This window comes from Mesorhizobium sp. M4A.F.Ca.ET.022.05.2.1 (assembly GCF_003998845.1).
Taxonomy (GTDB): Bacteria; Pseudomonadota; Alphaproteobacteria; order Rhizobiales; family Rhizobiaceae; genus Mesorhizobium.
Genome location: NZ_RZOJ01000016.1, coordinates 1 through 24,276 on the forward strand (window position 1 = coordinate 1; position 24,276 = coordinate 24,276).

At 64.2% G+C, this 24,276-nt stretch carries 31 protein-coding genes and 1 pseudogene; 14 read left to right on the forward strand and 18 right to left on the reverse strand.

Annotation, left to right across the window (positions count from 1 at the left end):
• Together EN745_RS03710 and argB are read left to right on the forward strand one after the other, a co-directional pair.
• Positions 1-208: amidase family protein (locus EN745_RS03710; protein ID WP_245487625.1), on the forward strand; the 208-nt coding region annotated here is incomplete at its 5' end.
• 102 nt (positions 209-310) lie between these two features.
• Positions 311-1,204, forward strand: coding sequence for an acetylglutamate kinase (argB, locus tag EN745_RS03715; RefSeq protein WP_126057181.1), 894 nt, complete (start codon positions 311-313; stop codon positions 1,202-1,204).
• 51 nt (positions 1,205-1,255) lie between these two features.
• Here the strand turns inward: argB and bchE are convergent, their stop codons facing one another.
• A complete protein-coding gene (bchE, locus tag EN745_RS03720) occupies positions 1,256-2,806 on the reverse strand; it encodes a magnesium-protoporphyrin IX monomethyl ester anaerobic oxidative cyclase (protein ID WP_127420564.1) in 1,551 nt (516 codons plus the stop codon).
• Positions 2,807-2,918: 112 nt separating this feature from the next.
• Entirely contained in the window at positions 2,919-3,395 is a 477-nt protein-coding gene (locus tag EN745_RS03725; RefSeq protein WP_126057183.1) for an Lrp/AsnC family transcriptional regulator, read from the reverse strand.
• Between the two features lie 142 nt (positions 3,396-3,537).
• Between EN745_RS03725 and phhA the strand changes: the two genes are divergently transcribed.
• Positions 3,538-4,371, forward strand: coding sequence for a phenylalanine 4-monooxygenase (gene phhA / locus EN745_RS03730; protein ID WP_126057184.1), 834 nt, complete (start codon positions 3,538-3,540; stop codon positions 4,369-4,371).
• Positions 4,372-4,596: 225 nt separating this feature from the next.
• On the opposite strand, the gene EN745_RS03735 is transcribed toward phhA, so the two are convergent.
• A complete protein-coding gene (locus EN745_RS03735) occupies positions 4,597-5,088 on the reverse strand; it encodes a MarR family transcriptional regulator (RefSeq protein WP_126057185.1) in 492 nt (163 codons plus the stop codon).
• A 94-nt stretch (positions 5,089-5,182) separates the two neighbouring features.
• Between EN745_RS03735 and EN745_RS35925 the strand changes: the two genes are divergently transcribed.
• Entirely contained in the window at positions 5,183-5,350 is a 168-nt protein-coding gene (locus EN745_RS35925; protein ID WP_189362943.1) for a hypothetical protein, read from the forward strand.
• A 140-nt stretch (positions 5,351-5,490) separates the two neighbouring features.
• On the opposite strand, the gene EN745_RS03740 is transcribed toward EN745_RS35925, so the two are convergent.
• From EN745_RS03740 to EN745_RS03750, 3 genes are all read right to left on the reverse strand, one after another.
• Positions 5,491-6,930 carry a GMC family oxidoreductase gene (locus EN745_RS03740; RefSeq protein ID WP_127420565.1) on the reverse strand — a complete coding sequence of 480 codons (1,440 nt, stop codon included), beginning with the start codon at positions 6,928-6,930 and terminating at the stop codon, positions 5,491-5,493.
• Positions 6,927-7,082, reverse strand: a complete 156-nt coding sequence (locus EN745_RS03745) for a hypothetical protein (protein WP_126057187.1) — start codon at positions 7,080-7,082, stop codon at positions 6,927-6,929. Before EN745_RS03745 ends, EN745_RS03740 begins: the two co-directional genes overlap by 4 nt.
• A gap of 198 nt (positions 7,083-7,280) precedes the next feature.
• The gene (locus EN745_RS03750) at positions 7,281-8,042 is read right to left on the reverse strand and encodes a GGDEF domain-containing protein (RefSeq protein WP_127420566.1); all 762 of its coding nucleotides are present in this window, start codon (positions 8,040-8,042) and stop codon (positions 7,281-7,283) included.
• 160 nt (positions 8,043-8,202) lie between these two features.
• On the opposite strand from EN745_RS03750, the gene EN745_RS03755 reads away from it, so the two are divergent.
• Positions 8,203-8,910 (forward strand): pyrimidine 5'-nucleotidase, encoded by a 708-nt coding sequence (locus EN745_RS03755; protein ID WP_126057189.1) that lies wholly within the window; start codon positions 8,203-8,205, stop codon positions 8,908-8,910.
• Positions 8,911-8,967: 57 nt separating this feature from the next.
• Here the strand turns inward: EN745_RS03755 and EN745_RS35930 are convergent, their stop codons facing one another.
• The 3 genes from EN745_RS35930 to EN745_RS35935 all read right to left on the reverse strand — a co-directional run bounded on the left by EN745_RS35930 (position 8,968) and on the right by EN745_RS35935 (position 10,472).
• Complete coding sequence (locus EN745_RS35930; RefSeq protein WP_189347293.1) at positions 8,968-9,471, reverse strand: hypothetical protein; 504 nt, start codon at positions 9,469-9,471, stop codon at positions 8,968-8,970.
• On the reverse strand, positions 9,471-9,929 hold the full coding sequence (locus EN745_RS03765) for a hypothetical protein (RefSeq protein WP_189362944.1): 459 nt from the start codon (positions 9,927-9,929) through the stop codon (positions 9,471-9,473). The genes EN745_RS35930 and EN745_RS03765 overlap by 1 nt, the downstream gene beginning before the upstream one ends.
• Positions 9,930-10,055: 126 nt before the next feature.
• Entirely contained in the window at positions 10,056-10,472 is a 417-nt protein-coding gene (locus EN745_RS35935; RefSeq protein ID WP_189362945.1) for a hypothetical protein, read from the reverse strand.
• A 291-nt stretch (positions 10,473-10,763) separates the two neighbouring features.
• On the opposite strand from EN745_RS35935, the gene EN745_RS03780 reads away from it, so the two are divergent.
• On the forward strand, positions 10,764-11,444 hold the full coding sequence (locus EN745_RS03780) for a sensor histidine kinase (protein ID WP_126057193.1): 681 nt from the start codon (positions 10,764-10,766) through the stop codon (positions 11,442-11,444).
• 350 nt (positions 11,445-11,794) lie between these two features.
• Positions 11,795-12,415: a response regulator transcription factor gene (locus EN745_RS03785; protein WP_245455290.1), complete on the forward strand. Its 621-nt coding sequence runs from the start codon at positions 11,795-11,797 to the stop codon at positions 12,413-12,415.
• A 150-nt stretch (positions 12,416-12,565) separates the two neighbouring features.
• On the opposite strand, the gene EN745_RS03790 is transcribed toward EN745_RS03785, so the two are convergent.
• On the reverse strand, positions 12,566-13,405 hold the full coding sequence (locus EN745_RS03790; RefSeq protein ID WP_126057194.1) for an LOG family protein: 840 nt from the start codon (positions 13,403-13,405) through the stop codon (positions 12,566-12,568).
• Between the two features lie 241 nt (positions 13,406-13,646).
• Between EN745_RS03790 and dapD the strand changes: the two genes are divergently transcribed.
• From dapD to EN745_RS36790, 4 genes are all read left to right on the forward strand, one after another.
• Positions 13,647-14,501, forward strand: coding sequence for a 2,3,4,5-tetrahydropyridine-2,6-dicarboxylate N-succinyltransferase (gene dapD, locus EN745_RS03795; protein ID WP_127420569.1), 855 nt, complete (start codon positions 13,647-13,649; stop codon positions 14,499-14,501).
• Between the two features lie 72 nt (positions 14,502-14,573).
• Positions 14,574-14,936, forward strand: coding sequence for a DUF805 domain-containing protein (locus tag EN745_RS03800; protein WP_126057196.1), 363 nt, complete (start codon positions 14,574-14,576; stop codon positions 14,934-14,936).
• Positions 14,929-15,306: a DUF805 domain-containing protein gene (locus tag EN745_RS03805; protein ID WP_245455291.1), complete on the forward strand. Its 378-nt coding sequence runs from the start codon at positions 14,929-14,931 to the stop codon at positions 15,304-15,306. Before EN745_RS03800 ends, EN745_RS03805 begins: the two co-directional genes overlap by 8 nt.
• 15 nt (positions 15,307-15,321) lie before the next feature.
• Complete coding sequence (locus tag EN745_RS36790) at positions 15,322-16,023, forward strand: hypothetical protein (RefSeq protein WP_126057198.1); 702 nt, start codon at positions 15,322-15,324, stop codon at positions 16,021-16,023.
• Here the strand turns inward: EN745_RS36790 and EN745_RS03810 are convergent.
• Positions 15,998-17,024, reverse strand: a pseudogene (locus EN745_RS03810) (2-dehydropantoate 2-reductase). The gene EN745_RS36790 and the pseudogene EN745_RS03810 overlap by 26 nt on opposite strands.
• A gap of 116 nt (positions 17,025-17,140) precedes the next feature.
• On the opposite strand from EN745_RS03810, the gene dapE reads away from it, so the two are divergent.
• Both dapE and EN745_RS03820 read left to right on the forward strand, forming a co-directional pair.
• Entirely contained in the window at positions 17,141-18,346 is a 1,206-nt protein-coding gene (gene dapE / locus EN745_RS03815; protein WP_126057200.1) for a succinyl-diaminopimelate desuccinylase, read from the forward strand.
• Positions 18,333-18,938, forward strand: coding sequence for a transporter (locus EN745_RS03820; protein ID WP_126057201.1), 606 nt, complete (start codon positions 18,333-18,335; stop codon positions 18,936-18,938). The genes dapE and EN745_RS03820 overlap by 14 nt, the downstream gene beginning before the upstream one ends.
• On the opposite strand, the gene truA is transcribed toward EN745_RS03820, so the two are convergent.
• The 6 genes from truA to def form a co-directional block, all read right to left on the reverse strand.
• Positions 18,935-19,690, reverse strand: a complete 756-nt coding sequence (truA, locus tag EN745_RS03825; protein ID WP_126057202.1) for a tRNA pseudouridine(38-40) synthase TruA — start codon at positions 19,688-19,690, stop codon at positions 18,935-18,937. The genes EN745_RS03820 and truA overlap by 4 nt on opposite strands.
• 19 nt (positions 19,691-19,709) lie before the next feature.
• Complete coding sequence (locus tag EN745_RS03830; RefSeq protein WP_127420571.1) at positions 19,710-20,216, reverse strand: N-acetyltransferase; 507 nt, start codon at positions 20,214-20,216, stop codon at positions 19,710-19,712.
• Positions 20,213-21,148: a methionyl-tRNA formyltransferase gene (fmt, locus tag EN745_RS03835; RefSeq protein WP_127420572.1), complete on the reverse strand. Its 936-nt coding sequence runs from the start codon at positions 21,146-21,148 to the stop codon at positions 20,213-20,215. The genes EN745_RS03830 and fmt overlap by 4 nt, the downstream gene beginning before the upstream one ends.
• Before the next feature lie 30 nt (positions 21,149-21,178).
• On the reverse strand, positions 21,179-21,604 hold the full coding sequence (locus EN745_RS03840; protein ID WP_126057205.1) for a type II toxin-antitoxin system VapC family toxin: 426 nt from the start codon (positions 21,602-21,604) through the stop codon (positions 21,179-21,181).
• Positions 21,601-21,882: a plasmid stabilization protein gene (locus EN745_RS03845; RefSeq protein WP_126057206.1), complete on the reverse strand. Its 282-nt coding sequence runs from the start codon at positions 21,880-21,882 to the stop codon at positions 21,601-21,603. The genes EN745_RS03840 and EN745_RS03845 overlap by 4 nt, the downstream gene beginning before the upstream one ends.
• A gap of 65 nt (positions 21,883-21,947) precedes the next feature.
• A complete protein-coding gene (gene def / locus EN745_RS03850; protein ID WP_126057207.1) occupies positions 21,948-22,478 on the reverse strand; it encodes a peptide deformylase in 531 nt (176 codons plus the stop codon).
• Between the two features lie 103 nt (positions 22,479-22,581).
• Between def and EN745_RS03855 the strand changes: the two genes are divergently transcribed.
• On the forward strand, positions 22,582-23,829 hold the full coding sequence (locus EN745_RS03855) for a DNA recombination protein RmuC (RefSeq protein WP_127420573.1): 1,248 nt from the start codon (positions 22,582-22,584) through the stop codon (positions 23,827-23,829).
• Between the two features lie 7 nt (positions 23,830-23,836).
• Here EN745_RS03855 and EN745_RS03860 read toward each other — a convergent pair whose 3' ends face one another.
• The gene (locus tag EN745_RS03860) at positions 23,837-24,241 is read right to left on the reverse strand and encodes a GFA family protein (RefSeq protein WP_126057209.1); all 405 of its coding nucleotides are present in this window, start codon (positions 24,239-24,241) and stop codon (positions 23,837-23,839) included.
• Positions 24,242-24,276 lie beyond the last annotated feature (35 nt).

A 24,276-nucleotide genomic window follows, 5' to 3' on the forward strand; every position in this document is an offset into this window, starting at 1 on the left:
GTGGTTCACCCATTGGCCGGCGATCCAGAATGTCACCGGCCAGCCGTCGATCGCGCTGCCGGTCCATGTCACCGAGGCAGGCCTGCCGCTCGGCATCCAAGCGGCGGGGCGCCCGGGCGACGAGGAGACGCTTTTGTCCTTCGCCGCGCAGATGGAGAAGATTTCGGGCTGGCTGGAGCGGCGGGCGCCGCTCAAGGTGCCGGGCTAGAGAACGGAAGCACGATTTCACGATTGTGACAGCAAAGCCGTTTGCGGCCTGCGGCAATTCCCGCTAAGACGCGCGCCATCCTTGCCACTTGGGAACGCACCGATGACGGATATCGCCGCCACCGCCGAAATGCAGGCCGCGCTGCTTTCGCGCGCGCTGCCCTACATGCAGCGCTACGAGAACAAGACGGTCGTGGTGAAATATGGCGGCCATGCCATGGGCGACAGCGAGCTCGGCAAGGCGTTCGCCCGCGACATCGCATTGCTGAAACAGTCCGGCGTCAATCCGATCGTCGTGCATGGCGGTGGACCGCAGATCGGCGCCATGCTCAACAAGATGGGCATCGAATCCAAGTTCGAGGGGGGCTTGCGCGTCACCGACCAGAAGACGGTCGAGATCGTCGAGATGGTGCTGGCCGGCTCGATCAACAAGGAGATCGTGGCGCTGATCAATGCCGAAGGCGAATGGGCGATCGGGCTGTGCGGCAAGGACGGCAACATGGTGTTCGCCGAAAAGGCGCGCAAGACCATGATCGATCCGGACTCCAACATCGAGCGGGTGCTCGATCTCGGTTTCGTCGGCGAGCCGGTCGAGGTCGACCGCACGCTGCTCGACCTGCTCGCCCGCTCCGAAATGATCCCGGTGCTGGCGCCGGTGGCGCCCGGCCGCGACGGCCACACCTACAACATCAATGCCGACACCTTCGCCGGCGCGATTGCCGGCGCTTGCAGGGCCTCGCGGCTCTTGTTCCTTACCGACGTGCCCGGCGTGCTCGACAGGAACAAGAAGCTGATCGACGAGCTGACGGTCTCAGAGGCCAAGGCGCTGATCAGGGATGGCACCGTGTCGGGCGGCATGATCCCGAAGGTCGAGACCTGCATCGAGGCGATCGAGCGCGGCGTCGAGGGCGTCGTCATCCTCAACGGCAAGACGCCGCATTCGGTGCTGCTGGAGCTGTTCACCGAGCACGGCGCCGGCACCCTGATCGTGCCCTGACGCGGCAAGTTCGCCGTTTCCGAGAAACGGCCAATCGCTATAATCAGCCGGCTAATTTTTCTGCTCAAGCGATCCCATAGCCGAAGCCGTCGGCCTTGGCGCCGGACGCTGAAAAATCATCGATTCCTCCTCGGCGTCCTGCGGCGCGCCCCAGAATTCGGCGAGGCTCGGTCCGTCCGTCACGCGGCGGTCGCGGACCAGGAACCCCCAGACTTCGCGAAACCAGACGCGGCGGCCCATCTTCGTGTACCACCGCATCGAATGGCGCTGCTCGGGATCGCGATGGAACAGGACGCGCGCCAGCGCCTTCGGCCGCGACTGCACGGCGAGCTCGATCAGCTTGACGCTGAAGAACAGCATCCACGGCTGCAGCCGCGTCATCTTCAGCACCTGGTGCTTGTAGTCCCAAAGCCGGACATCGGTCTGGATCACCCTGCGATCCCGGGCGATGCGGAAGAACGGCGTCCAACGGTGCGGCGTGACATAGAGCGCCTGGATCTGGTCCGGATCGTAGGCGATGAGCTGGCGGAAGCCGCGCCACAGATCGTGAAAGCCCTCGTCCTCGAATCCGGCCACCCACGTCGCCATCGATAAGATACCGTGCCGCCTGAGCAGCCGGATCGCCTCGCGGTCGGACGCGGTGCTGCCGCCCTTGCGGATCAATGACAACGTCTCCTCGTCAGTGTTCTCCATGCCGAGCAGCCAGCGGATGACACCGGCCTTGCGATAGAGATGCAGGATATCGGCGTCGCGCACGATGTCGTCGGCGCGGGTCGAGCCGACGATCAGCACCGGCACGCTCTCGGCGATCATGGCCTCGAGAAAGGCCCGCCAGGCTCTCTTCGAGGACGTCGGGTTCTCGTCGGCGAGATTGATCAGCTCGACGCCATGCTCACGGTGCAGCCAGGCGATCTCGCGCGCGAATTTCACGGGATCGCGATGGCGCCAGCGGGTCCAGAAGCCGCGCTGGCCGCAGTAGTTGCACAGATGCGGACAGCCGCGCGAGAATTGCATGACCACGGCGCGCTTGCCGCCCCAATAGCTGTAGCGTCTGACATCGATCAGCTCCCAGCCGACACGATAAGCATCGAGATTGACGATCGTGCCTGCGGGGCGCGTGGCGAAAGGACGGTCGAGGTCGTCGCGATAGGCGATGCCGGCCACATCGGCGAGCGGCCGGCGCCGGTCCAACGCCTCGACCAGCGACACGATGGTCGCCTCGCCTTCGCCGCGCACGATGAAATCGAAGGCATCGGTCGCGGCCAGTATGTCGTGCCAATGGTAGGTCGGAAACACACCGCCATAGATCACCAGCGTCCGCGGCGAGCGTACCTTGACCATCCTGGCGATCCGCAACGCGGTCGGATGTGCCGACGTCGAACCGGAATGGCCGATCAGGATGCAGTCGGGATCGCCGCGCAGCGCGTCGTCAACCAGCGTCGGAAGCGGCATTGGCCCGAATTCGGCATCGACGAGCCGCACCTCATGGCCTGCGTCGAGCAGCGGACCGCCGAGCGCCAAAAGGCCGAGCGGCGGCAAATGGTCGTCCGGCACGCGGCTGCCGATGGCGGTGTGCGGCGGGTTGATCAGCACGATTTTCATGGCGGACCCTTTGCGGTGGCGATCCGCTGGTCCTAACCGTCGATCTGGATGGCGAGTTGGCTTGCTTCAGCAGTTTCGGTGCAGCTTTTCCGCAGGAATGGCGCGCCGGCCGCTACCGCCTGAGATGCGCGAGCGGCACGTGGCCTGGTCCCTTGATGTTCTGCAGCACGAGCTGGGTGTGCACGTCGCGCACGCCGGAGAGCCGCATCAGCCGGTGCATGACGAAGGCGTTGAGGTCGTCGACCGAGGGCACCATCACATGCAGCAGGAAATCATGGTCGCCGGTCATCGTCCAGCAGGAGGACACCTCGTCCATGCGCTGCACGGCGGCGATGAAGCTTTCCGGCGAGCCGTCGCTGTGGCTGGTGAGCCGCACCTGGATGAATACCTCGACCATCAGCCCCACGGCGCGGCGGCTGAGGACGGCGGCGAAACCCTTGATGATGCCGGCGCTCTGAAGCGCCTCGAAACGCCGCGCGCACGGCGTGGTCGACAGGCCGATCTCCTGCGCCAGCTCCGATACGGGCTTGCGTCCGTCGCGCTGCAGGATATCGAGCATCTTGATCTCGAAATCGTCAAACTGAGGCATTTTCACTCTCCAACAGCCTTTCGATAGCGTCTTTTACCTCGAATTGCGCAAGCAGGCCATGATCAAAGCGGAATTGCCTCGCTGTCTCGGGCTAAGCTTCGGAAATAATTGACCCAGTCATGATTTCGCGAGGAGAAGAGCCATGACGATCAGCGTTGCCGATTACGCCCGCGACTGCGCGGCGCAGGGGCTGCGCGGCGACTATTCGGTCTGCCGTGCCGATTTCACCGTGGCGCAGGGCTACGACTACAGCGCCGACGAGCAGGCGGTGTGGCGCACGCTGTGCGACCGCCAGACCAAGCTGACGCAGAAGCTCGCGCACCGCTCCTATCTCGACGGCGTCGCGGCACTCGGCCTACTCGACCGGATCCCGGATTTCGGCGTGATCAGCGAGAAGCTGCGCAAGCTGACCGGCTGGGAGATCGTCGCCGTGCCGGGCCTCATCCCGGCCGCGCCCTTCTTCGACCATCTCGCCAACCGCCGCTTCCCGGTCACCAACTGGCTGCGGACGAAGGAGGAGCTCGACTACATCGTCGAGCCCGACATGTTCCACGATTTCTTCGGCCATGTGCCGATCCTGACGCAGCCGGTCTTCGCTGACTTCATGCAGATGTATGGCCAGAAGGCGGAGGACTTGATCGCGCTTGGCGGCGACGAGATGATCACCCGCCTCTACTGGTACAGCGCTGAATATGGGCTGATCCGGGAACCCGGCCAGCCGGTGAAGGCTTTCGGCGCCGGACTGATGTCGTCGTTCACCGAATTGCAGTTCGCCATCGAGGGCAAGGACGCCCACCACGTGCCCTTCGACCTCGAGACGGTGATGCGCACCGGCTACGAGATCGACAAGTTCCAGCGCGCCTATTTCGTGCTGCCGTCCTTCGACGTGTTGCGCGATGCCTTCGGTAGCGCCGATCTCGCCGGCATCGTCGCCCGCCACAAGGGCAAGCCGGCGCTCGACCCGGCGACGGTCTAGTGCATGTCGCCCAAAGCGCGCAGCGGTTTGGGAGAAAGACATGCATCAAGATAAGTGCTTGTAGCGCGGCGCCTGAATCCGTTTCAGCGCGTCGCGCTTTGAAGTCGGCGTCGCCCAGCCGACCTAGGGAGCGGTTCAGTCGCCAATGAGGCGGTTGGACCGCTCCGAGTATTTGCGGCCACTTGTCATCAGCAAGCTGCCACTTGGGTCAGCAAGCTGCCGGGATCAGCCGGCATCCGCCGCCTCGGCCTTCAGCCGGGCAAGCTGCTCGCGCTGCAGGTCGAGCGCGGCGGTGATAAAGCGCTGGACGGCGGCCAGTTCGGCGTCGCTGAAGCTTGCGATCAGCCTTTCCCCGTCCCGCGCGATCGCGCCATAATAGCGCGCCGACAGCTCGCGGGTCAGATCGGTCGCCTCGATCACCACCTTGCGCCTGTCTTCCAAGCTGCGTGTGCGCGTCAGCAAGCCGCGCGCCTCCAGCCGGTCGATCAGCGCGGTGACGGCGGCCGGCGTCAGCCCGGTCGCCACCGCCACCGCGCCCGCCGATTGCGGGCCGCCATAAAGCAGGCCGAGGCATTGGCGCTCCGCCGCATTCAGCCCGAGCCTCGCTCCAACCGCTTCGTCATAGGCCTGGGTCGCATCCTGCCAGCGCATGATGGCCTGGCTGATGGTGGCCGTCATATCGGTTCGATTCGTGCTTGACGATTTTATTTCGATCATCTAACTATCAAATTGTCTAACATTAAGACGACAGTAGCAATATGCGACCACAGCTTGCGCAAGGCAAGGCCCGGTCGCCGACAAGGAGCAGAAAATGAGCATGATTCACCAGCGGACTCCCCTCTCGCACGAAGAGGAGTTCAAATACGCCAAGCTGGCGATGGAATGGTACGGCTGGGGTTCGCCGATCGGCCTCGGCATTCTGCTGGTCGCGTTGGCGGCAGCAGCGGTGCTGGTGCGCATCGCCGTCTACGGGCTTTAAGCCCGGCGGCGGAACAATTCCCCCCAAAGGCGCGCCAGGGCGGCGCCGGCGGCCTGTCGGGTTGCCGGCGCCGCCTGCTTCTTCCGAATGATTGATTTCCTCCCGGACGGAAAACCGCGACGCACTTTTCCTGGAATTGCCTAGACGGCGATGATCTTGCTCAGATGATCGCCAAGCCGGCAGGCCAACGCGGTGATGGTCGTGGTGGGATTGCATTCGCCCGAGGTGCAGAACACCGAGGAGCCGCCGACATAGAGATTGTCCATGCCGTGCACCTTCGAATTGGCATCGACCACGCTCTTGGTCACATCGGTGCCCATGCGCGTGCCGCCCATATGGTGGTGGCCGGCCGTCTCCTCATTCGTCGGATAGTCCCCGCCATTGAGGATCCAGTCGGCGATGCGCACCCGGCCAAGGTTCTTCTCGGCCAGCGTCTTGCCGAACAGCCTGAGGCCTTCGAGAATTGTGCGGCGTTCCAGCGGGGACTTCTTCCAGTGCAGTTCGATGCGCGGCACGCCGGCGTGGTCGACATCGGTCTTCGACAGCGCGATCCGGTTCGAGGCCAGCGGCGCCTGTTCCCACGCGACATAGAGCTGGGCGGCGCAACGCAGGCGCTGGCTGAGCTTGGCGGACATCCATTCGGCCATGTCGGGTGCCGTGCAGGCGAGGTCGGCGATCAATCGCTTGACACTGGGATAGGGCGACTCGATGAGCCTGATGCCGAAATTCAGGATCTGCAGCCGCTCCATGGCGGTGAGCGTCGGCGAGAAGAAGGCCTCGTTGACGGCATCGACCTCGAACTCGCCATAGTCCGCCAGGATGGCGTTGCCGCCCTCGAAGGTCGGATGCTCCATCCAGTAGCGGCCGAGGGCTTGCGCGTTCGGCACCACGCCGCCATTCGAGCGCTGGTTCGACCACAGGAGCAGCCGCGAATTCTCCAGCCCGCCGGTGCACACGATGAAGTAGTCGGCGCTGAAGACGCCGGCGTCCTGGCCGTTCGACCACAGCCGGGCGCCGCTCACCCGCCTGCCGTCGCCTGCAAGTTCGGTGGCATAGGTGTTGAGCACCACGGCGATGTTCTTGCTCTTGTCCAGCTCGTCAGCGAACTTCTCGCCGAAGCGCACTGCACCGCTCTTGATCAGCTGCACCCAACGGATGTCGTCCGAGATTGGCACATCCGGTCGGAAGTCGGGCAGCTCGAGGATGTCGTGGACTTCCGCCAGATAGGGCTCGATGTCGGCGCGGCTGATCGGCCAGCCGGTGTCCGGCGCCCAGGCCTTGGGCTCGAAATCCTGGCTGTCGAGCACCCGGCACCAGCCGGCCCAGTGATTGGAGGAGCCGCCCATGAAGCGCAGCCGCGTGATGTCGAGATCGAAATAGGGATCGCCCACAGTGGTGCCGCGGTAGAAATCCTGCGATTCGTCGCTGAATTCGCGCGATCCGGCCTCCAGCACGACCACAGGAATGCCTGCAGCGCCGAGCTTTCTGGCGATCGTGGTGCCCGCCGGGCCGGAGCCGAGGATGCAGGCCTTGGCGGCGAAATTCGCCGCACGGAAGGCTTCGTAGCTGTCGAAGATCACGCGAGATCGCTCCGCTTCAGGATCCAGCCATTGACCTCGACGATCTCGTCCGGATCGACGACGGGCTGGTTGCGGAACAATGACAGGGCCGGCAGCGCGATCAGCGCCTGCACGATTGCGCGGCGCGACATTCTCTTGACGAAGAAGCTCATGATAACGTCTTTCGATGGGGACCTCGATCCACGCATGACGTTCCCCGAACGGCACACGCCGGCCAGGACAGGCCAGTTTCGTGCCAACCCTAGCCGATACCTTGCCACAACCGGGTAAACGTCGTGGTTGCATGCGAACATGGTTAGGAATTCCTCGCAGGCGCGTGCCGGTGCGAGCGTGCGCTCCGCCGATGGATCTCAGGCGGCTTCCGAGACATCGCGATCGAGGATCGACAGGTTGCGGCCGCGATGCTTCGCCTCGTAGAGCCGCCGGTCGGCGGCGCGCATAAGCTCGGAGACGTTGACGCCTTCGCCACATATGGTGCCGCCGATGGAGACGGTGAGCGGCACGGTGCGCTCGTCGACCGGACGGAAGCGGATCAGCTCGACCTCGCGGCGAATACGCTCGGCGACGCGCTTGGCCTCCTGCGCGGTGGCGCCGACCAGGAAGGCGGCGAATTCCTCGCCACCGATCCGGCCGAGCACGTCGCCACTGCGCACGCCGCGCTCGATGGCGCTGGCGATCAGCAGCAGCGCTTCGTCGCCGGTCAGATGGCCGTAGCTGTCATTGATCATCTTGAAGTGATCGGCGTCGATGATGAGCAGCGCGCCGCGATCGGATTTGCGCCGGGAGCCGTCGAGTGCGGCAAAGAAGCTTTCGCGGTTGAGCATGCCGGTCATGTCGTCGCGGCTCGCCTTTTCCGACAGGCGCCGGTGCGCGGCGGCAAGCTGGGCATGCGCGCGGGCGAGATCGCGATGCGCGCTCTTCAATCTGTCGCCCTGCCAGAAGGTTGTTGCGCTGGCGATCCAGGCAAGCACCAGCGGGAAGACCGTCGACGTCAGCCATATGGCGCGGTTGACCGAGAGACCCAATGCGGGGACGATTATAAGCGTCAACAGAAGCGAGACGGCTACCGAAGCGCAAGCAACGGCGGCGGACTTCAGAAATAGGCGATTCATCGCTGACTCCCCACAGAACCGCCTCTGTGCCAGCAAGCGCTGAAGGTGACCTTTCGGCGATGGCTAAAATTTGAAACGACGCGCCATTTCATCGAAAGCGACGCGCATAAGTTGTGGATAAATCCCAGCCAGAGATTTTGTTTCGTGCCATAAGGAGCGCATGACGACGCAGCCAGACCCCGCCCGCTTCGCCCACGTCACCGACTGGGTGTTCGATCTCGACAACACGCTCTATCCGCACCATTCGAACCTGTTCGCGCAGATCGACGTGAAGATGACTGCCTATGTGGGCGAGCTCCTGACGTTGCCGCGCGACGAGGCGCGCAAGCTGCAGAAGGAACTCTACCAGCAGTATGGAACGACGCTGAACGGCCTGATGACGCGTCACGGCATCGACCCGGACGACTTCCTCGAAAAGGTACACGACATCGACTATTCCTGGCTGGTGCCGGATCCAGTGCTCGGGGCCGCGATCCGCCAGCTTCCCGGCCGCAAGTTCATCTTCACCAATGGCGACCGCAGGCATGCCGAGCGCACCGCGCGACAGCTCGGCATCCTCGACCACTTCGACGACATTTTCGATATCGTTGCGGCGGGGCTCAACCCCAAGCCGGCGCGCCAGACCTATGAACGGTTCGCCGAGCTGCATTCCGTCACCGGTCACAATGCGGTGATGTTCGAGGATCTGGCCCGCAATCTCTCGGTGCCGAAATCGCTGGGCATGACCACGGTACTGGTGGTGCCACGCAATTTCGAGCCGACCTTTTCGGAGATCTGGGAACGCGACCCGGCCAATGAGGACGATGTCGATTTCGTCACCGATGACCTTGCCGGCTTCCTGACGGCAATCGTCGAAGTCAGGACCTGACGCCGTCATCCGATCGGACGGTGCATGCCGCCCGAGCGCGTGCGCGGCTGGCTCCGGTCAGTCGAAGTCCGGGATTGTGCCGGGCGGCAGCCCCAACCGCCCATTCAGATCCCTCAGGAAGCGGCACCAGGCAGGTGGGTCTCCCTCATCCTTCCCATTGCCATTGCCGTCGGATGAAAATCCGTTGCCGAAGCCATTGCCGCAATTGGCGTTGCCGTTGAAGCTGCCGCCATTGCCGTTGCCATTGAAGCTGCCGGCGTTGCCATTGCCGTTGAAATTGCCGGCGTTCCCGTTGCCGTTGAAGCTGCCGGAATTGCCGTTGCCGTTGAAGCTGCCGCCTTTGCCGTTACCGCTCGAGGTATCGCTGTTGGCCAGGCCATCGGCAAATCCGATATGGCCGCGGCCAAAGGGAAAGTCGGCGATCCTGTCCGCTATCGAGGCGACAGCGACGACGTTGGCGACGCACAGCATGCCGAGCGCGAGGCCGCTTCCCGTTAACAGCCTCGCCCCGACCCGACGGTTGCCGTGCCGGACGCAAACTGATGGTCGCGCCGCGGCCATCAGCGGTTTCCCCGGCCATTGAAATTGCCGTTGAAGGCCCCAACGTTGCCGTTGCCGTTGAAGGAGCCGCCGTTGAAGTTGCCGTTGAAGGCGCCGACGTTGCCGGTGCCGTCATACTCGCCGGTGTTGCCGTTGCCGTTGAAGGCGCCGACATTGTGATTTCCGCTGGTCGACGATGTGTTGTCGTTGCCGTTGAAGGCGCCGACGTTGCCGGTGCCGCTATTGAAGGCGCCGACGTTGCCGGTGCCGCTGTTCTTGTAACCGACATTGCCGCCCGCGAACCCGAGCGGATTCATGCCGCGGACATCTGAACCGATGGACTGGCCGTAGTGGCCGATGCTTTGCTGGACGCGTGACATGCTGAAGGCCTGGGCGCCTGTCGTGCGGTTGTCGGCGGCCTTCGCGGCGGTCGCGCTTAGCAGGCCCATGCATAGTGCCGATACGACGCTCGGTTTCATGTGCGAACTCCTTCCGTACCCCACTGCCTCAAAAGGACTGGGATCGCCGGCGATCTGTCGCGACAGCCTCGCGCGGGGGACGGGCGCGTGGCCCGGCGATCCCAGAAGCTTCAGCGCCTTTCGACGCTACTGGTTGGCGTTGCCGTTACCGTTGCCGTTGCCCATGCCCCAGTTGCCGTTGCCGTTGACATTGCCATTGCCGATGCCCCAGTTCCCGTTGCCATTCAGGTTGCCGTTGCCGAGGCCGAAATTGCCGTTGCCGTTGCCGTTGCCGTTGGCGGCGCCGGCATTGAGGTTGCCGTTGTAGTTGCCGTTGAGGGCGCCCGCATTGGCATTGCCGTTGCCATTGCCGTTGCCGAAGCCGAAATTGCCATTGCCGTTGAAGTTGCCGTTGAAGGCGCCGGTATTGGCGTTGCCGTTGCCGTTGCCGTTGCCGACGCCAACGTTGCCGTTGCCATTGCCGTTGCCGCTACCGATCGACAATGCGGACGCCGAACCTGTCAGAGCCGACAGGACCGCCGCGGCCAGAATGATCTTCCTCATGACGTTCTCCTTGGTTTGCGTTGAACTTCCCGACCGCAACAAAGATGGCCGAGACGACGCAAGAAGAATGCGCGCAGAAAAGGCGCCTCGACATTCGGGCTGATCGGCATGTTCTGTCAGTTTTTCAGCCGATGTCCTTGTCGGGAAAAGCCGGTGGAATCGGGAAAAAACTGACAGGCATAAGGGCGTATGCCGGCGTATATTGCGCTGAGAGGCAGAAATTCGGGGCCTCTTCTCACAGCCCGGTGAACAGCAAGTCCTCTAGACACCGGCAAGAGAACAGAAGGGGCGATGCGGACTGGTATCGACACACGCGAGAACGACACTTCGAAGCCGCGGCGCCAGGGATTGGCGCGGCGCTTGATTGCCGTGCAGGAAGAACAGTGCCGGCGCCTGTCGCGCGAGCTTCACGACGATCTCGGCCAGCTGCTGGCCAGTGTCGCGCTCGAACTGCACGGCATCCGCGCAGGATCCCTGGAACAGGGCGAGCGTCTCACGCGGGCTGTCATGCTGGTCGATCAACTGAGCGCCAGGGTTCACGCCGCCGCCTGGAGCCTGCGGCCCGCCGACCTGGATCACCTGGGGCTTCGCGCCTCCGTCGAGGATCTCGCCGCCATGCTATGTGCCCAACTCGAAATCCCTTGCGACATGGACCTCGAAGCACTTTCGTGCCCACTCGCCCCCGAAGTGTCCCTGACCCTATACCGTATCGCGCAAGAGGCGCTTACCAACATCGGCAAGCACGCTCAGCCGCGCCGCGCGAGTGTGACGGCACATATTGGCGACCGCCGGCTGCGCCTTACGATCGAAGACGATGGCTGCGGGTTCGATGCCGATGCCACGCCCGGCTCCCGCGCCCTGGGGCTTGCGGGAATGAGAGAGCGCCTCGCGCTGGTCGGAGGCGAGCTGTCGATTGAAACCGCCAGGGGCAAGGGGACCACCCTCTATGCCGATGTGCCCTTGACGGACTGAGGGCTTCCCTGGACCGCGAGGCGCGCACGATTGTCTACGGCAATGTGATCCGCACCAGACATTTGTCCGCATGCGATTCTGAACGAAAAACCTCGGCAGCAGCTCGAGGTTCGCGATGGGCTACGTGAAGCGCGCCACATCCGAGACCTTTAGCTGCGGCTTACAATCGGCGCGAGGGTTCGACGAGATGTACGACCCACTGCTCCCGCTCAGGGTCTGCAGGGATAGACGCGCTCCTCCCGTCAGCCGGGACGAGCCGTCATTCGAACCATCAAGGGCAAGGGACCTCTCCACGTGATGTACCTTTGGCGGACTGATGGAGGTTAAAGGTGTCGCGTAGGCGGATATTTGTGGTCGATGACCACCCTATCGTCCTGTCGGGTATCGGGGCGATGATCGATGGTCAGAAGGATATGACGATCGTCGGACTGGCAGCGAACGCGGCCGAGGCCCTCGAAACCATCGGCAAGGCTGAGCCCGACGTTGCGGTCATCGATATCTCGCTCCCCGGCATCAATGGGGTCATGCTTATCGAGCGCCTCCTCGAACGGTTCCCCGACCTCAAGTGCATCGCACTGACGGCGCACGAAGATCCCGGCTGCCTGCGCCAAGTGCTCGCCGCCGGCGGCCGGGGGTTCGTGGTCAAACGGTCGACGACCACCGACCTGCTGCAAGCCATCAGATGCGTGCTGGCCGGCGACAATTACGTCGACCCGGCGCTGGCCGCGCGAATGCTCAGCCCGCGCAACTGCGCGCAGGGCGATGCGGGAAATCTGAGCGAGCGGGAACGGTCCGTGATCCAGCTGGTTGCACTCGGCTACAGCAACAAGGAGATATCCTCGCGGCTCAATCTAAGCATAAAGACCATCGAGACCTACAGAACCAGGGCAACCGACAAGCTCGAACTCCACTCCCGGGCGGCGATAGTGCGCTTCGCGCACTCGGTCGGATGGCTGGCCGAACTGCAATAGCAAAAGCGCCACGCACAGCGAGAAAACGGGCAGCGGGGATCGCCCCTCTAGTACTGACATTCGCTTGCAAGCCGACGAACGCGCTGCTCGGGCCTTTTGCTTGTCGCAGATTGCTGCCGGAAGACCGTGGGCGCTTTTTGCGGAATCCGCCTACAATTTGTAGAAGCGGCTGATGATGTCCCAGGCCTCGTCGGCGGTGTCGACGAAATCGATGATGTCCTGGTCGCCGGGCGTGATGGTGCCTTGCTCGGCGAGGAAATCGAGATCGATCGCACGCTGCCAGAAGGCCTTGCCGAACAGGATCACCGGTACGCGCTCCATGCGGCCGGTCTGGATCAACGTCAGCGTCTCGAAGAATTCGTCCATCGTGCCGAAGCCGCCCGGGAACACCGCGACGGCCTTGGCGCGCATGACGAAATGCATCTTGCGGATGGCGAAATAGTGAAAGTTGAAGCAAAGTTCCGGCGTCACGTAGGCGTTTGGCGCCTGCTCGTGCGGCAGCACGATGTTGAGGCCGATGGAAGGCGCGCCGACGTCGTCGGCGCCGCGATTTCCCGCTTCCATGACACCAGGCCCGCCACCGGTGACGACGACGAACTCACGATAGTAGGAACTGGCCGAATGCTGCGAGCAGAGACGGGCGAATTTGCGCGCCTCCTCGTAGTAGCGGCTGTTCAGCTCGAGGTTCTGCTTCTGCGTCTCGTTCTTCGCCGCCCAGGCCTCGCCGCCGGGCTCCGGAATACGGGCGCCGCCGAACAGGATCACCGTCGACTGGATGCCGCGCTCGGCGAGGATCATCTCCGGCTTCAGCAGCTCGAGCTGCAGCCTGACCGCGCGCAATTCGCGGCGCGTCATGAAGTCAGGATCGTTCCAGGCCAGCCTGTAGGTGTCGGCGCGTGTCTGCGGCGTGTCCGGCACGCTCTTTGCCCGCTCCAGATCCTCATCCGAATGCGGCAGCGGCGTCCATCCCGCCTTTTCCATGGGAGTCATCAAATCCACCCGTCCATTTTCTCCACTTGCGCCGTCCCGTGACGCAGTCGCGATTGACCCCTATCCGACCTTCACATAAGCAGGTTCCGCAAAAGTGTCCCGCGGTTTTGCGACAAGAACCTGCGATAGGCAAAGACTGAGGCAGGCAATTTCGCGAAGCGAACGAAGCCTGCTTGGGTCGGCGCGACTTTGAAACAGGTTAAGGCGCTGTCCCTTAACAGCTTGGTAACGGAGCGAATTGATGTCAAAGCCCGATCTGGCGAGCCTCGAAAAGACCATCGAGAAGGCTTTTGACGAGCGCGACGCGATTTCGACCGCGACGCGCGGCGAGACGCGCGATGCCATCGAGGCGGCGCTCGACCTGCTCGACCGCGGCGCTGCCCGCGTCGCCGAGCGCCAGGCCGACGGCAAGTGGCATGTCAACCAGTGGCTGAAGAAGGCGGTGCTGCTTTCCTTCCGGCTGAACCCGATGGAGATCATCAAGGGCGGTCCGGGCCAGGCGGTGTGGTGGGACAAGGTGCCGTCGAAGTTCGACGGCTGGAGCGCGGTCGATTTCGAGAAGGCCGGCTTCCGCGCCGTGCCGTCGTCGATCGTGCGCCGCTCGGCCTACATCGCGCCGGGCGCCGTGCTGATGCCGTCCTTCGTCAATGTCGGCGCCTATGTCGATTCGGGCACCATGGTCGACACCTGGGTCGGGGTCGGCTCCTGCGCCCAGATCGGCAAGAACGTGCATCTGTCGGGCGGCGTCGGCATCGGCGGCGTGCTGGAGCCGATGCAGGCCGGTCCGACAATCATCGAGGACAATTGCTTCATCGGCGCGCGCTCGGAAGTGGTCGAGGGCTGTATCGTGCGCGAGGGCTCGGTGCTCGGCATGGGCGTGTTCATCGGCCAGTCGACCAAGATCGTCGACCGAGCCACCGGCGAGGTCTTCTATGGCGAAGTGCCGGCCAATTCGGTCGTCGTCGCCGGCTCGATGCCGGGTAAGCCGCTGCCCAACGGCGAACCCGGCCCAAGCCTCTACTGCGCAGTCATCGTCAAGCGGGTCGACGCCAAGACCCGCTCCAAGACCTCGATCAACGAACTGCTTCGCGATTGATCTTTTCGGGAAACGGACGCACCCTCCGCCGGCGCGACAATCCGTCGCGCTGGTTCAACACGGAGGGGCGTCATGGACTGGAAGTATCTTCTGACAAGCTTCGAGGGTCGCATCAACCGCGCCAAGTTCTGGGCTGGCATCGGTGTATTCATTGTCATCGCCATCATTGCCTTCATTCTCGACGCGATCCTCGGCACGCGTTTTACTACGGCCAGCGGCGGCCAGATCGGCATCATCGGCGTCCTCGTCTCGCTGGCGTCGATCTATTTCGCGATTGCTCTCTATGCCAAACGCTGGCACGACCGTAACAAGTCGGGCTGGTGGACGCTGATCGGCCTTATACCTATCATCGGCGGCATCTGGTTGCTGGTCGAACTCGGCATCCTTGAAGGCACCAGGGGCGCCAATCAGTATGGACCGGATCCGCTTGCCTGAAAAATCCGACCTTACCTGGCTTTTCTTCAAAACCTCGGGCCGCGTCAGCCGCGCGGCCTATTTTCTCGGCGGATTGCTGGTCGCCATCGTCCAGGCATTTCCTCTGTATCGCTTCACGCTGGTGCCAGAAGGCTCGCCCGAGAGCAACATGTGGTCGTTCATCTTCTTCATCGCCTTCATCGGCTCGCTATGGTCGAACATCGTTCTGGCGGTGAAGCGGCTGCACGATCTCGACAAGCCCGGGATCGCGGCGCTGGTGCTGTTCGTGCCGGTCGTCTCGATCGTCGCCTTCCTCGTGCTTTGCCTGTTTCCGGGGCAGCCCGGCCCCAACCGCTATGGCAGGCGCACCAACGCGCCAGCCGATTCCTGAGCGACGATCCTCGCCATGCGCTACCGCACGCTTGATCCGAAGCTGATCATCGAGACCGCCGAGCGGCTGGAGGAGCGCGTCGCCGAGCGGTTTCCCGATGCCGGCCTGCGCGGCGTCGCCGCCGAGCTGGTGTCGCTGTCGCGCGACCTGGCAAAGGGCGCCAAGGCGCTGGAAGCGCCGCTCTGGTGGCTGCGCGGCCTCATCGCCGCCGCCGTCATTGCCGGTGCGCTGGTGTTCGTCTTCGTCGGCACCATCCTGCCGCTCGACCGGCTTTCGCGGACCAGCGACGCCCTGCAGTCGGTGCAAGGCATCGAAGCCTCGCTCAACATGATCATCCTCGCCGTGATCGGCTTCCTGGCGCTGATCAGAACCGAGGAGCGCATCAAGCGCAAGCAGGTGTTTCGCCAGCTGCACGGCCTGCGCTCGCTGATCCATGTCATCGACATGCACCAGCTGACCAAGGACCCGGCGACGCTGTCGGCGAATTTCAAGCCGACCTCGCATTCGCCGGCCCGCATTACCAACGCCGCCGACCTCGCCCGCTACCTCGACTATTGCTCGGAGATGCTGTCGATCACCGGCAAGATCGCGGCGCTGTTCGCCCAGTCCGTCAATGACGCCGTGGTCATCGACGGCGTCAACGACGTCGAGAACCTGGCGTCCAACCTGTCGCGCAAGATCTGGCAGAAAATCACCCTGATCGACGACCAGGTGTGACCGCTTCCGGAGGCAGCCGGGGCGAGCCGCGCTTTTTGCTGCTCGGCCTCGCGCACCAGGGCCGCGACCCGCGCCGTCAAGGGTGTCGGAACGCCCGCCTTTTCGGCGAGAGCGAGCACCGCGCCTTGCAATTCGCCGATCTCCGTCGGCCGTCCACGCTGCAGATCGTCCCACATGGACGAGCGCGCCTCGGGGTCGATGGCCAGCATGCGCCGCGCCAGCCGCCGGAACGGCCAGTCGGGCAGTTTGAGCGCCCAGGGCAGCAGCGCCGGGCGCAGGCTGGCAATGCGCGCCGGCCGAATTCGGCAAGCCTTCAACGTCGCCAGCGCCTCATCGATCTGGACGGCCAGGATCAGCCGCCAGCGGCGGTCGGCCAACTCGATTGCCAACGGCAGTCCGGACAGCGCCACCAAAGCGTTGTTGAGGTTCATCAGCAGCTTGCCCCACAGCACCGCCGTCATGTCGGTTTCGACCGCGAGCCCCTCGACATCGAGAAGGTCGGCAAGGCCCGCCACGCCGTCCTCGAGCATCACCTTGCCCTCGCTGGCGCGATGCACGTGAAACGGCGCCTCATCCGGGGACTGCACGACATTGAACGGCACCATGCCGGCAAGCACCCGTCGCCCGGCAAGCCTTGCCCGCAGTTTCTCGGCATTGTCGACGCCGTTCTGCAGGCTGACCACCACCGCTTCCGGGCTGGCATGCGCCGCAACGAGCGCCGCCATCTCCTCGGTGGCGCCGCTCTTGACCGTCACCAGGACGATGTCTGCGCCGCCCAGGGCCTCAGCCGGATCGGCGGTGACGGAAAGCGCCGCGGGCGCGATGCGGCGGTCGCGGCAATCGAGGTCGCTGACCCGCAAGCCATCCTTGCGCAACGCCGCCTCGACGCGCGGGCGCGCCAGCAAAGCCACCTTGCGTCCGGCAAGCGCAAGGCAGCCGCCGACATAGCAGCCGATACTGCCGGCGCCGGCAATGGCGATGGTCTTTTCTTCCCTGGCCATGCGATAGTCTCACCTTGGTCTGCGACTATACGACGTGAAAACCATAATGTCGGCGCCATGGCCGGCCATGACGTCTGGTCGTGACAGGCCTTTCGCTTTCGATTATCGCTTTGTCCATGAAATTGCCCACCGACCCCGCCGCAAATCTTGCCGCCCTGATCCGCTGCCCCTCGGTGACGCCCGCCGAAGGCGGCGCGCTCGCCGCGCTTGAGACAATGCTGAAGCCGCTCGGCTTCGCCGTCGAGCGTCCGGTGTTCTCGGAAGACGGCACGCCGGACATCGAGAACCTTTATGCAAGGCGCTCCGGCAACGGACCGCATCTGATGTTCGCCGGCCATACCGACGTCGTGCCGGTTGGCGACGCGGCGGCCTGGACGCACCCGCCCTTCGCCGCCGAGGTCGCCAATGGCGAAATGTATGGCCGCGGCGCCGTCGACATGAAGGGCGGCATCGCCTGCTTCATCGCCGCGGTGGCGCGCCATGTCGAGAAGGCGGGCGGGCCGAAGGGCTCGGTCTCGCTGCTGATCACCGGCGACGAAGAGGGGCCGGCGATCAACGGCACGGTGAAGCTGCTCGAATGGGCGGCGGGCAAAGGCGAGAAATGGGATGCCGCGATCGTCGGCGAGCCGACCAATCCGGACACGCTCGGCGACATGATCAAGATCGGCCGGCGCGGCTCAATCTCCGGCAGCGTGACCGTCAACGGGCGCCAGGGCCACGCCGCCTATCCGCAGCTTGCAGACAATCCGGTGCGCGGGCTGGTCAGCCTGGTCGACGCCTTGCTCCATCCGGTGTTCGACAAGGGGACGAAGGATTTCCAGCCGACCAATCTGGAGGTCACCTCGATCGACGTCGGCAATCCGGCCACCAACGTCATCCCGGCCAAGGCGACGGCCACCTTCAACATCCGCTTCAACGACACGTGGACGGCCGAGACCATCCAGGCCGAGATCCACAACCGCCTCGACCAGGCGGCCGGGCGCAAGAAGTACCGGCCAGGCAAGAAGGCCCCGGTCGACTACGAGCTCGTCTGGCGCAACCGGCCGAGCCACGTCTTCCTGACCCGCGACGAGCGGCTGATCGACACGCTGAGCAGTTCGGTCAAGGCGACGGTCGGCAGGAAGCCGGCGCTCTCCACCTCCGGCGGCACGTCGGACGCACGCTTCATCAAGGACTATTGCCCGGTGGTCGAGTTCGGACTGGTCGGCCAGACCATGCATATGGTCGACGAACGCGTCGCGCTTGCCGACCTCGAGACGCTGACCGGGATCTATCAGCGCTTCATCGAAGACTGGTTCGGGCAGGACCGTGCTGTCGGCTGACGAAACCTACGCGTCGCTGGCCGGCGCCTGGCGGCTGATGCTCGGCAAGGTCGACGGGCTGCGCCTGCTCGACCTGTCGGCGGACGGCTTCTGGAATTCCTTCTTCGCCATCGTCGTGGCGGCGCCGGCGCTGATCGTCGGCTGGGTCGGCATCGCCAACGAGATCGGCGATCCGAACGCCTTCGCCGGACGCTTCAGCATGCTGCTCAGGCTGGCGACGGTCGACATTGGCTCCTGGGTGCTGCCGCTGGTCGGCCTGGCGCTGGTCGCGCCGCGCGTCGGCATCGGCGGCCGGTTCGTCCACTATGTCGTCGCCAGCAACTGGGCGTCGGCGATCATCGCCTGGCTGATGCTGCCGTCGGCGCTGATCCGGCTTTTCCTGCCCTCGACCAACGAGGTCCCGGGGTTGGTGTCGCTGCTCCTGTTCGCAGTCTCGATGATACTGACCTGGCGCATGACCAATGCCGTGATCGGCAGGGGGGCCGCCGTCGGCACCGCGGTCTTCGCCGGCATGTTCGTGGCCTCGCTGGTCGTGCTGTTCGGGCTGCAGGCGCTGCTCGGCATCACCATACCCACCAGGGTAGAGGGCTAGGATCCTTCCGGATAGTCGACGCCAATGAGGAACAGGCCGTCGGGCGGCGCCACCTGGCCGCAGGCGGCGCGGTCTTGCGCGTCGAGCGCCGCCTTGAGATCGGCAGCGGTCCATGAGCCGTCGCCGACGCGCCTCAGTGAGCCAACCATCGAGCGCACCTGGTTGTGCAGGAAGGAGCGCGCGGAGGTTCGCACCTCGATCAGGTCGCCGGAGCGGCTGACATCCAGCCGGTCGAGCGTGCGAACCGGGCTTTCGGCCTGGCACTGTGTCGAGCGGAAGGTGGTGAAGTCATGGCGGCCGAGCAGAACTTTCGCCGCGTCGTGCATGGCCTCGGCGTCGAGCCGTTTCGGCACCCACCAGACCTTGCCCTTTTCCAGCGCCGCCGGCGCACGGCGGTTGAGGATGCGGTAGAGGTAGTGCCGGCCGGTGGCGGAGAAGCGGGCGTCGAAATCGTCGGCAACGATACCCGCCTCCAAGACGGCGATGCGCGCGCCAGCCGCCTGCAGATGGGCGTTGACGGCGTCGCGCACCTTGTCGCCCGACCAGGCCCTGGCGAGGTCAACATGCGCCACCTGGGCGGTGGCATGCACGCCGGCATCAGTGCGGCCTGCGGCGCGCAGCCTGACCTGCTCGCCGCAGAATTTCTCGATCGCCAGTTCGATCGCCTGCTGCACCGAAGGCTGATCCGCCTGGTGCTGCCAGCCGGCGAATTGGCTGCCGTCATATTCGATATCGAGGCGAAAACGCGGCATGGAGGCCTTTGCTTGCCGCCTAGGCGGCAAGCGCGGTGAAGGCCGAAGCGTAGACCAGCTTGCCGCCCTCGGGTGCATCGCCCCAGGCCAGTGCCTGCAGCGCCTCGCCCTGATACTCGCTCTCGAATTTTTCGGCGCGCGCATGGCTGTAGCCGAAGCGACCGTAGTAGGCAGGGTCGCCGAGCACCACGGCAAGCCGCTCGTCGGCTTCCTTGAGGCGGACATGCGCCTCGCGGATCAGGGCGCCGCCGATACCGGTGCCATGGAAGGACGGCTCGACCGCCAGCGGCGCCAGCGCCACCGCGGCAAACTGCCTGCCGCCGTTCTGCACAAAAAGCCTGGAGAACAGGATATGGCCGACCACCTGGCCGTCCTCTTCCGCCACCAGTTCGACGACGGCATCGCCGCCGGTGACCAGCGCGTCGACCAGGCCGGCCTCCGCCTGCTGGCCGAAGGCATGCTCTTCGACGAGGCGGATCGCCTCGCGATCCCGCGGCGTCGCCGCGCGTATCGACATCATGCTCATGAGAGTTTCGTTCCTTTTCCGATCTTGGCCCCGCGCAAAAACTCCTGCGCGGCGGCGGGCTTTCCGCCCGCCCGTTGAACTTCGACCAGCCGGACCGCGCCTGACCCGCAGGCGACCGTCAGCCGGTCATCGAGAATTCCTCCCGACTCGCCGACGCCATCCGAGAGCGTCGAACGAAGCAGTTTCAGCCGCTCCATGCGGCCGCCAATTTCGACCTCGCACCACGCGCCCGGAAAGGGCGAGAGGCCGCGAATGTGATTGTGGACTTCGCCGGCAGGCCGCGTCCAATCTACGCGTGTCTCCGATTTATCGATCTTTCGGGCGTAGGTCACCCCCGCTGTCGCCTGTTGGGTAAATGTCAGACAATTTATCCCCAACTGCGCGAGCGCTTCGGCCATCAGCGAAGCGCCTATCGCCATGAGGCGGTCATGCAGTTCGCCGGCGGTCATATCGGGTTCGATGGCGCATTTTTCAAGCAACGCCACCGGGCCGGTGTCCAGACCTTCTTCCATGCGCATCACCATCATGCCGGTTTCGGCATCGCCGGCCATGATGGCGCGCTGGATGGGAGCGGCACCGCGCCAGCGCGGCAGAAGCGAGGCATGACCGTTCAGGCAGCCGAGCCGGGGCGCGTCCAAAATGGCTTTCGGCAGCAGCAATCCATAGGCCACGACCACCGCAACATCGGCCCGCAAATCGGCAAAAGCCCGCTGCTCGGCCTCGCCCTTGAGCGAGGCCGGGGTGCGCACCTCTATGCCCAGCCGCTCTGCCTCGCGCTGCGCCGGCGACGGCGTCAACTCAAGCCCGCGCCGGCCGGCGGCGCGTGGCGGCTGGGTGTAGACGGCGACGATCTCGTGACCCGCTTCGGCAATCGCGCGCAGCGTCGGCACGGAAAATTCCGGCGTGCCCATGAAGATGACGCGAAGCGACATTTTGTCGTGCAATCCTATTTTCGTGCTGGCTTAGGCGCCCACTTCAAAAGGGTTTACAAGCTTCAGGTCAAGCCCGTCGAAATCGCGCACGTCGCGCGTTGCGAGCGTGGCGTCGTGGGCCAGACATATGGCGGCAATCATGGCGTCAGAGAGGCTGATGGGACGCCCCACTGCCTCCCGTGCAGCACGCAGCTTCCCAGCAAGCGCAGGGATCGAACCGGAGAAATCGACGACACGGCCGTCAAACTGCTGCGAAATCAATTGGTCGAGTTGACGAACATAGCGTTCCGACCCGGTCCTGTTCAAAACCCGTTCCGCGCCGAAGAACAGTTCCATTACAACCGGGCCGCATAGATGGAGTGCAAGCAGATCCTGTCTGCGAAACCACCCGACCACATTCTCGTCGGGCTTAGGCTTGCTGGTCTCGGAAATGACGTTGGTGTCGAGGACGATCACTCGAAATCCTCTGGCGGGCGGCCGAAGTCTCGTTTCCGCTCCGCTTCGATTTCATCCATGGTTTCGACAAATTCGTCGCTGGCTTCGGCGTCGAACACCGAGCGAATGGAATCCCACGCCGAAAGACCGGGCGCCGACCGGGCTTCCTTCTCAGCGATGATGCCCTTGCGCAGGAGATCGATGGCCTTGCCCGACAGGCTTTGGCCGCCGATGCGGGCCGCCTGCTCGATTTCACGTTTCAAAGGTTCGGGAATACCCCTGATCAGCATGTCACCCATCAGCGTGCCTCAGATTGATATCAATGATATCAATATCTGCACCCAGACTCAAGAAACGGTACCCCCTAGCCCACCAGCTTGCCCGGCGCCTTGTCCCTGGCGAGCTTCCTGAATTTCTTCACGACCATGTCGCGCTTCAGCTTCGAGATGTGGTCGATGAACAGCACGCCGTTGAGATGGTCGATCTCATGCTGCAGGCAGGTCGCCATCAACCCTTCGGCCTGCATCTCCTGCAGCTTGCCGTCGCGGTCGAGATACTTCACCCGCACCGCGGCGGGACGCTCGACCTCGGCATAGTAATCCGGAATCGACAGGCAGCCTTCCTCATAGACGGAACGCTGGTCGGAGCTTTCGAGGATTTCCGGATTGATGAAGACATGTGGCGCCGGCGTCTCGTCCTCCTTGGCAAGGTCGATGACCAGCATGCGCAGCGGCTCGCCGATCTGGATGGCCGCCAGGCCGATGCCCGGCGCGTCATACATGGTGTCCAGCATGTCGCCAGCCAGCTTGCGCAAGGGCGCGTCGACGCGCTCGACCGGTTTGGACACCTGGCGCAGGACGGGATCAGGTAGAATGACAAGTGGCTTGATCGACATGGCGTCTCACCTAAGACGTCATGCGAAAAGCGTCAACCGGGGCAGCTTTGACCTGTTCACGTTTTGATCTGTGCCGGGGGGCCGAATCATCTATGCTGCCCTTATGAACGACCTGAGCTCCATCCTTTCCGAACCCGTGGCCCGGCTCGGCGCCAGCACGCTCACGCTCGGCCATATGCTGGCCTTCGGCGCGATCCTGTTCCTCGGCCTCTTCGTTGCGCTGGTCATCGCGCTGTGGCGCTCGGCCAAGGCACGCACGATCGCCGCGGCGGAGGCCGCCGACCATGCACGCGACGCCGAGGCGCGGATGGCTGGCATCCTGCAGGCCCAGGCCGAGATGCAGGGGCGCATGGGTGCTATCGCCGAAGTGTTCGGGGCGCGGCAGGCCGAGCTCACCCAGTCGATCGGCCAGCGTCTCGACGCCATGACCGGCCGCATCGGCCAGACCATGACCGAGCAGACCAAATCGACGCATGAGAGCCTGGCCAAGCTGCAGGAACGGCTGGCGGTGATCGATACCGCGCAAGGCAACATCCAGTCGCTCGCCGGCCAGGTCGTGCAGCTGCAGGCGATCCTCTCCAACAAGCAGACGCGCGGCGCCTTCGGCCAGTCGCGCATGGAGACGATCGTCGCCGATGGCCTGCCGCATGGTGCCTATGAATTCCAGGCGACCTTGTCGAACGGCAGCCGGCCGGACTGCCTGGTGCGTATGCCGAACGGCGCACCGTCGCTCGCCATCGACGCCAAATTCCCGCTGGAGGCCTGGAACGCCATCCGCGCCGCCGAAGGCGCGGAGATGCAGAAGACCGCGGCGCATGCCTTCCGGCGCGATATCGAGGTGCATATCCGCGATATCGCCGACAAATACCTGCTCCAGGGCGAAACGCAGGACACCGCCTTCATGTTCGTGCCCTCGGAATCGGTATTCGCCGAGATTCACGAGAATTTCGAGGCGGTGGTGCAGAAGGCGCACCGGGCCCGCGTCGTCATCGTCTCGCCGTCGCTGTTGATGCTGTCGATCCAGGTCATCCAGGCAATCCTGAAGGATGCCCGCATGCGCGAGCAGGCGCATCTGATCCAGGGCGAGGTGATCCGGCTGATGGAGGATGTGGGGCGTGTCGACGAGCGGGTACGCCGGCTGCAGACGCATTTTACCCAGTCGGCCAAGGACATCGACGACATTCTGGTCTCGACGTCTAAAGTGACCAAGCGCGGCCAGAAGATCGAGGCGCTGGAGTTTGGCGAAGGCGAAGCGGAGGCGCCGCGCGGCGGCAGGGTCGAGGCCGGCGCCAGAGTGGCGGATTCCAAGACCGGCCAGTTGAGGCTGAGGGTTGTCGAGGACGGCGACTGAGGCGGCGCTACTGCTCCTCGATGGTCGTCATGCCCTGGAATTCCGGCAACCATTGCAGTGCGGAGCGGTGCCAGACCTGCTTTCTCGGAATCAGTTCCTCGCGCTGACGCGACGTACCGGCCCTGATGCCATAAATCTTCGGCCCATCGCCGACCGAGGTCGCATAGAGATGGGAGCCGCAGTCGCCGCAAAAGCCCTGCGCGCGCTTGGCGCCAGAGGATCCGGTCTTGATGTAGACCTTCGGCGAGCCGCTGGTGATCCGATAGTTGCTTTCCGGGGCTGGAACCGTCACGCGGAAGGCTGTGCCAGTCAATTGCTGGCAGTCCGTGCAGTGGCAGATCGAGGTCTTTTCGGGGTCGACCTCGGCTTCGTAGGTGATGGCGCCGCAATGGCACCCGCCGTCGATTTTCATCCTAGCTTCTCCCTGGATAGTCTTGGAGATAGCAA

Bases quoted from the DNA above. Each gene is read 5' to 3' on its own strand.
- argB (WP_126057181.1), top strand. From the start codon at position 311: ATGACGGATATCGCCGCCACCGCCGAAATGCAGGCCGCGCTGCTTTCG.
- bchE (WP_127420564.1), bottom strand. From the start codon at position 2,806: ATGAAAATCGTGCTGATCAACCCGCCGCACACCGCCATCGGCAGCCGC.
- EN745_RS03725 (WP_126057183.1), bottom strand. From the start codon at position 3,395: ATGCCTCAGTTTGACGATTTCGAGATCAAGATGCTCGATATCCTGCAG.
- phhA (WP_126057184.1), top strand. From the start codon at position 3,538: ATGACGATCAGCGTTGCCGATTACGCCCGCGACTGCGCGGCGCAGGGG.
- EN745_RS03735 (WP_126057185.1), bottom strand. From the start codon at position 5,088: ATGATCGAAATAAAATCGTCAAGCACGAATCGAACCGATATGACGGCC.
- EN745_RS35925 (WP_189362943.1), top strand. From the start codon at position 5,183: ATGAGCATGATTCACCAGCGGACTCCCCTCTCGCACGAAGAGGAGTTC.
- EN745_RS03745 (WP_126057187.1), bottom strand. From the start codon at position 7,082: ATGAGCTTCTTCGTCAAGAGAATGTCGCGCCGCGCAATCGTGCAGGCG.
- EN745_RS03750 (WP_127420566.1), bottom strand. From the start codon at position 8,042: ATGAATCGCCTATTTCTGAAGTCCGCCGCCGTTGCTTGCGCTTCGGTA.
- EN745_RS03755 (WP_126057189.1), top strand. From the start codon at position 8,203: ATGACGACGCAGCCAGACCCCGCCCGCTTCGCCCACGTCACCGACTGG.
- EN745_RS35930 (WP_189347293.1), bottom strand. From the start codon at position 9,471: ATGGCCGCGGCGCGACCATCAGTTTGCGTCCGGCACGGCAACCGTCGG.
- EN745_RS03765 (WP_189362944.1), bottom strand. From the start codon at position 9,929: ATGAAACCGAGCGTCGTATCGGCACTATGCATGGGCCTGCTAAGCGCG.
- EN745_RS35935 (WP_189362945.1), bottom strand. From the start codon at position 10,472: ATGAGGAAGATCATTCTGGCCGCGGCGGTCCTGTCGGCTCTGACAGGT.
- EN745_RS03780 (WP_126057193.1), top strand. From the start codon at position 10,764: ATGCGGACTGGTATCGACACACGCGAGAACGACACTTCGAAGCCGCGG.
- EN745_RS03790 (WP_126057194.1), bottom strand. From the start codon at position 13,405: ATGACTCCCATGGAAAAGGCGGGATGGACGCCGCTGCCGCATTCGGAT.
- dapD (WP_127420569.1), top strand. From the start codon at position 13,647: ATGTCAAAGCCCGATCTGGCGAGCCTCGAAAAGACCATCGAGAAGGCT.
- EN745_RS03800 (WP_126057196.1), top strand. From the start codon at position 14,574: ATGGACTGGAAGTATCTTCTGACAAGCTTCGAGGGTCGCATCAACCGC.
- EN745_RS36790 (WP_126057198.1), top strand. From the start codon at position 15,322: ATGCGCTACCGCACGCTTGATCCGAAGCTGATCATCGAGACCGCCGAG.
- dapE (WP_126057200.1), top strand. From the start codon at position 17,141: ATGAAATTGCCCACCGACCCCGCCGCAAATCTTGCCGCCCTGATCCGC.
- truA (WP_126057202.1), bottom strand. From the start codon at position 19,690: ATGCCGCGTTTTCGCCTCGATATCGAATATGACGGCAGCCAATTCGCC.
- EN745_RS03830 (WP_127420571.1), bottom strand. From the start codon at position 20,216: ATGAGCATGATGTCGATACGCGCGGCGACGCCGCGGGATCGCGAGGCG.
- fmt (WP_127420572.1), bottom strand. From the start codon at position 21,148: ATGTCGCTTCGCGTCATCTTCATGGGCACGCCGGAATTTTCCGTGCCG.
- EN745_RS03845 (WP_126057206.1), bottom strand. From the start codon at position 21,882: ATGGGTGACATGCTGATCAGGGGTATTCCCGAACCTTTGAAACGTGAA.
- def (WP_126057207.1), bottom strand. From the start codon at position 22,478: ATGTCGATCAAGCCACTTGTCATTCTACCTGATCCCGTCCTGCGCCAG.
- EN745_RS03855 (WP_127420573.1), top strand. From the start codon at position 22,582: ATGAACGACCTGAGCTCCATCCTTTCCGAACCCGTGGCCCGGCTCGGC.
- EN745_RS03860 (WP_126057209.1), bottom strand. From the start codon at position 24,241: ATGAAAATCGACGGCGGGTGCCATTGCGGCGCCATCACCTACGAAGCC.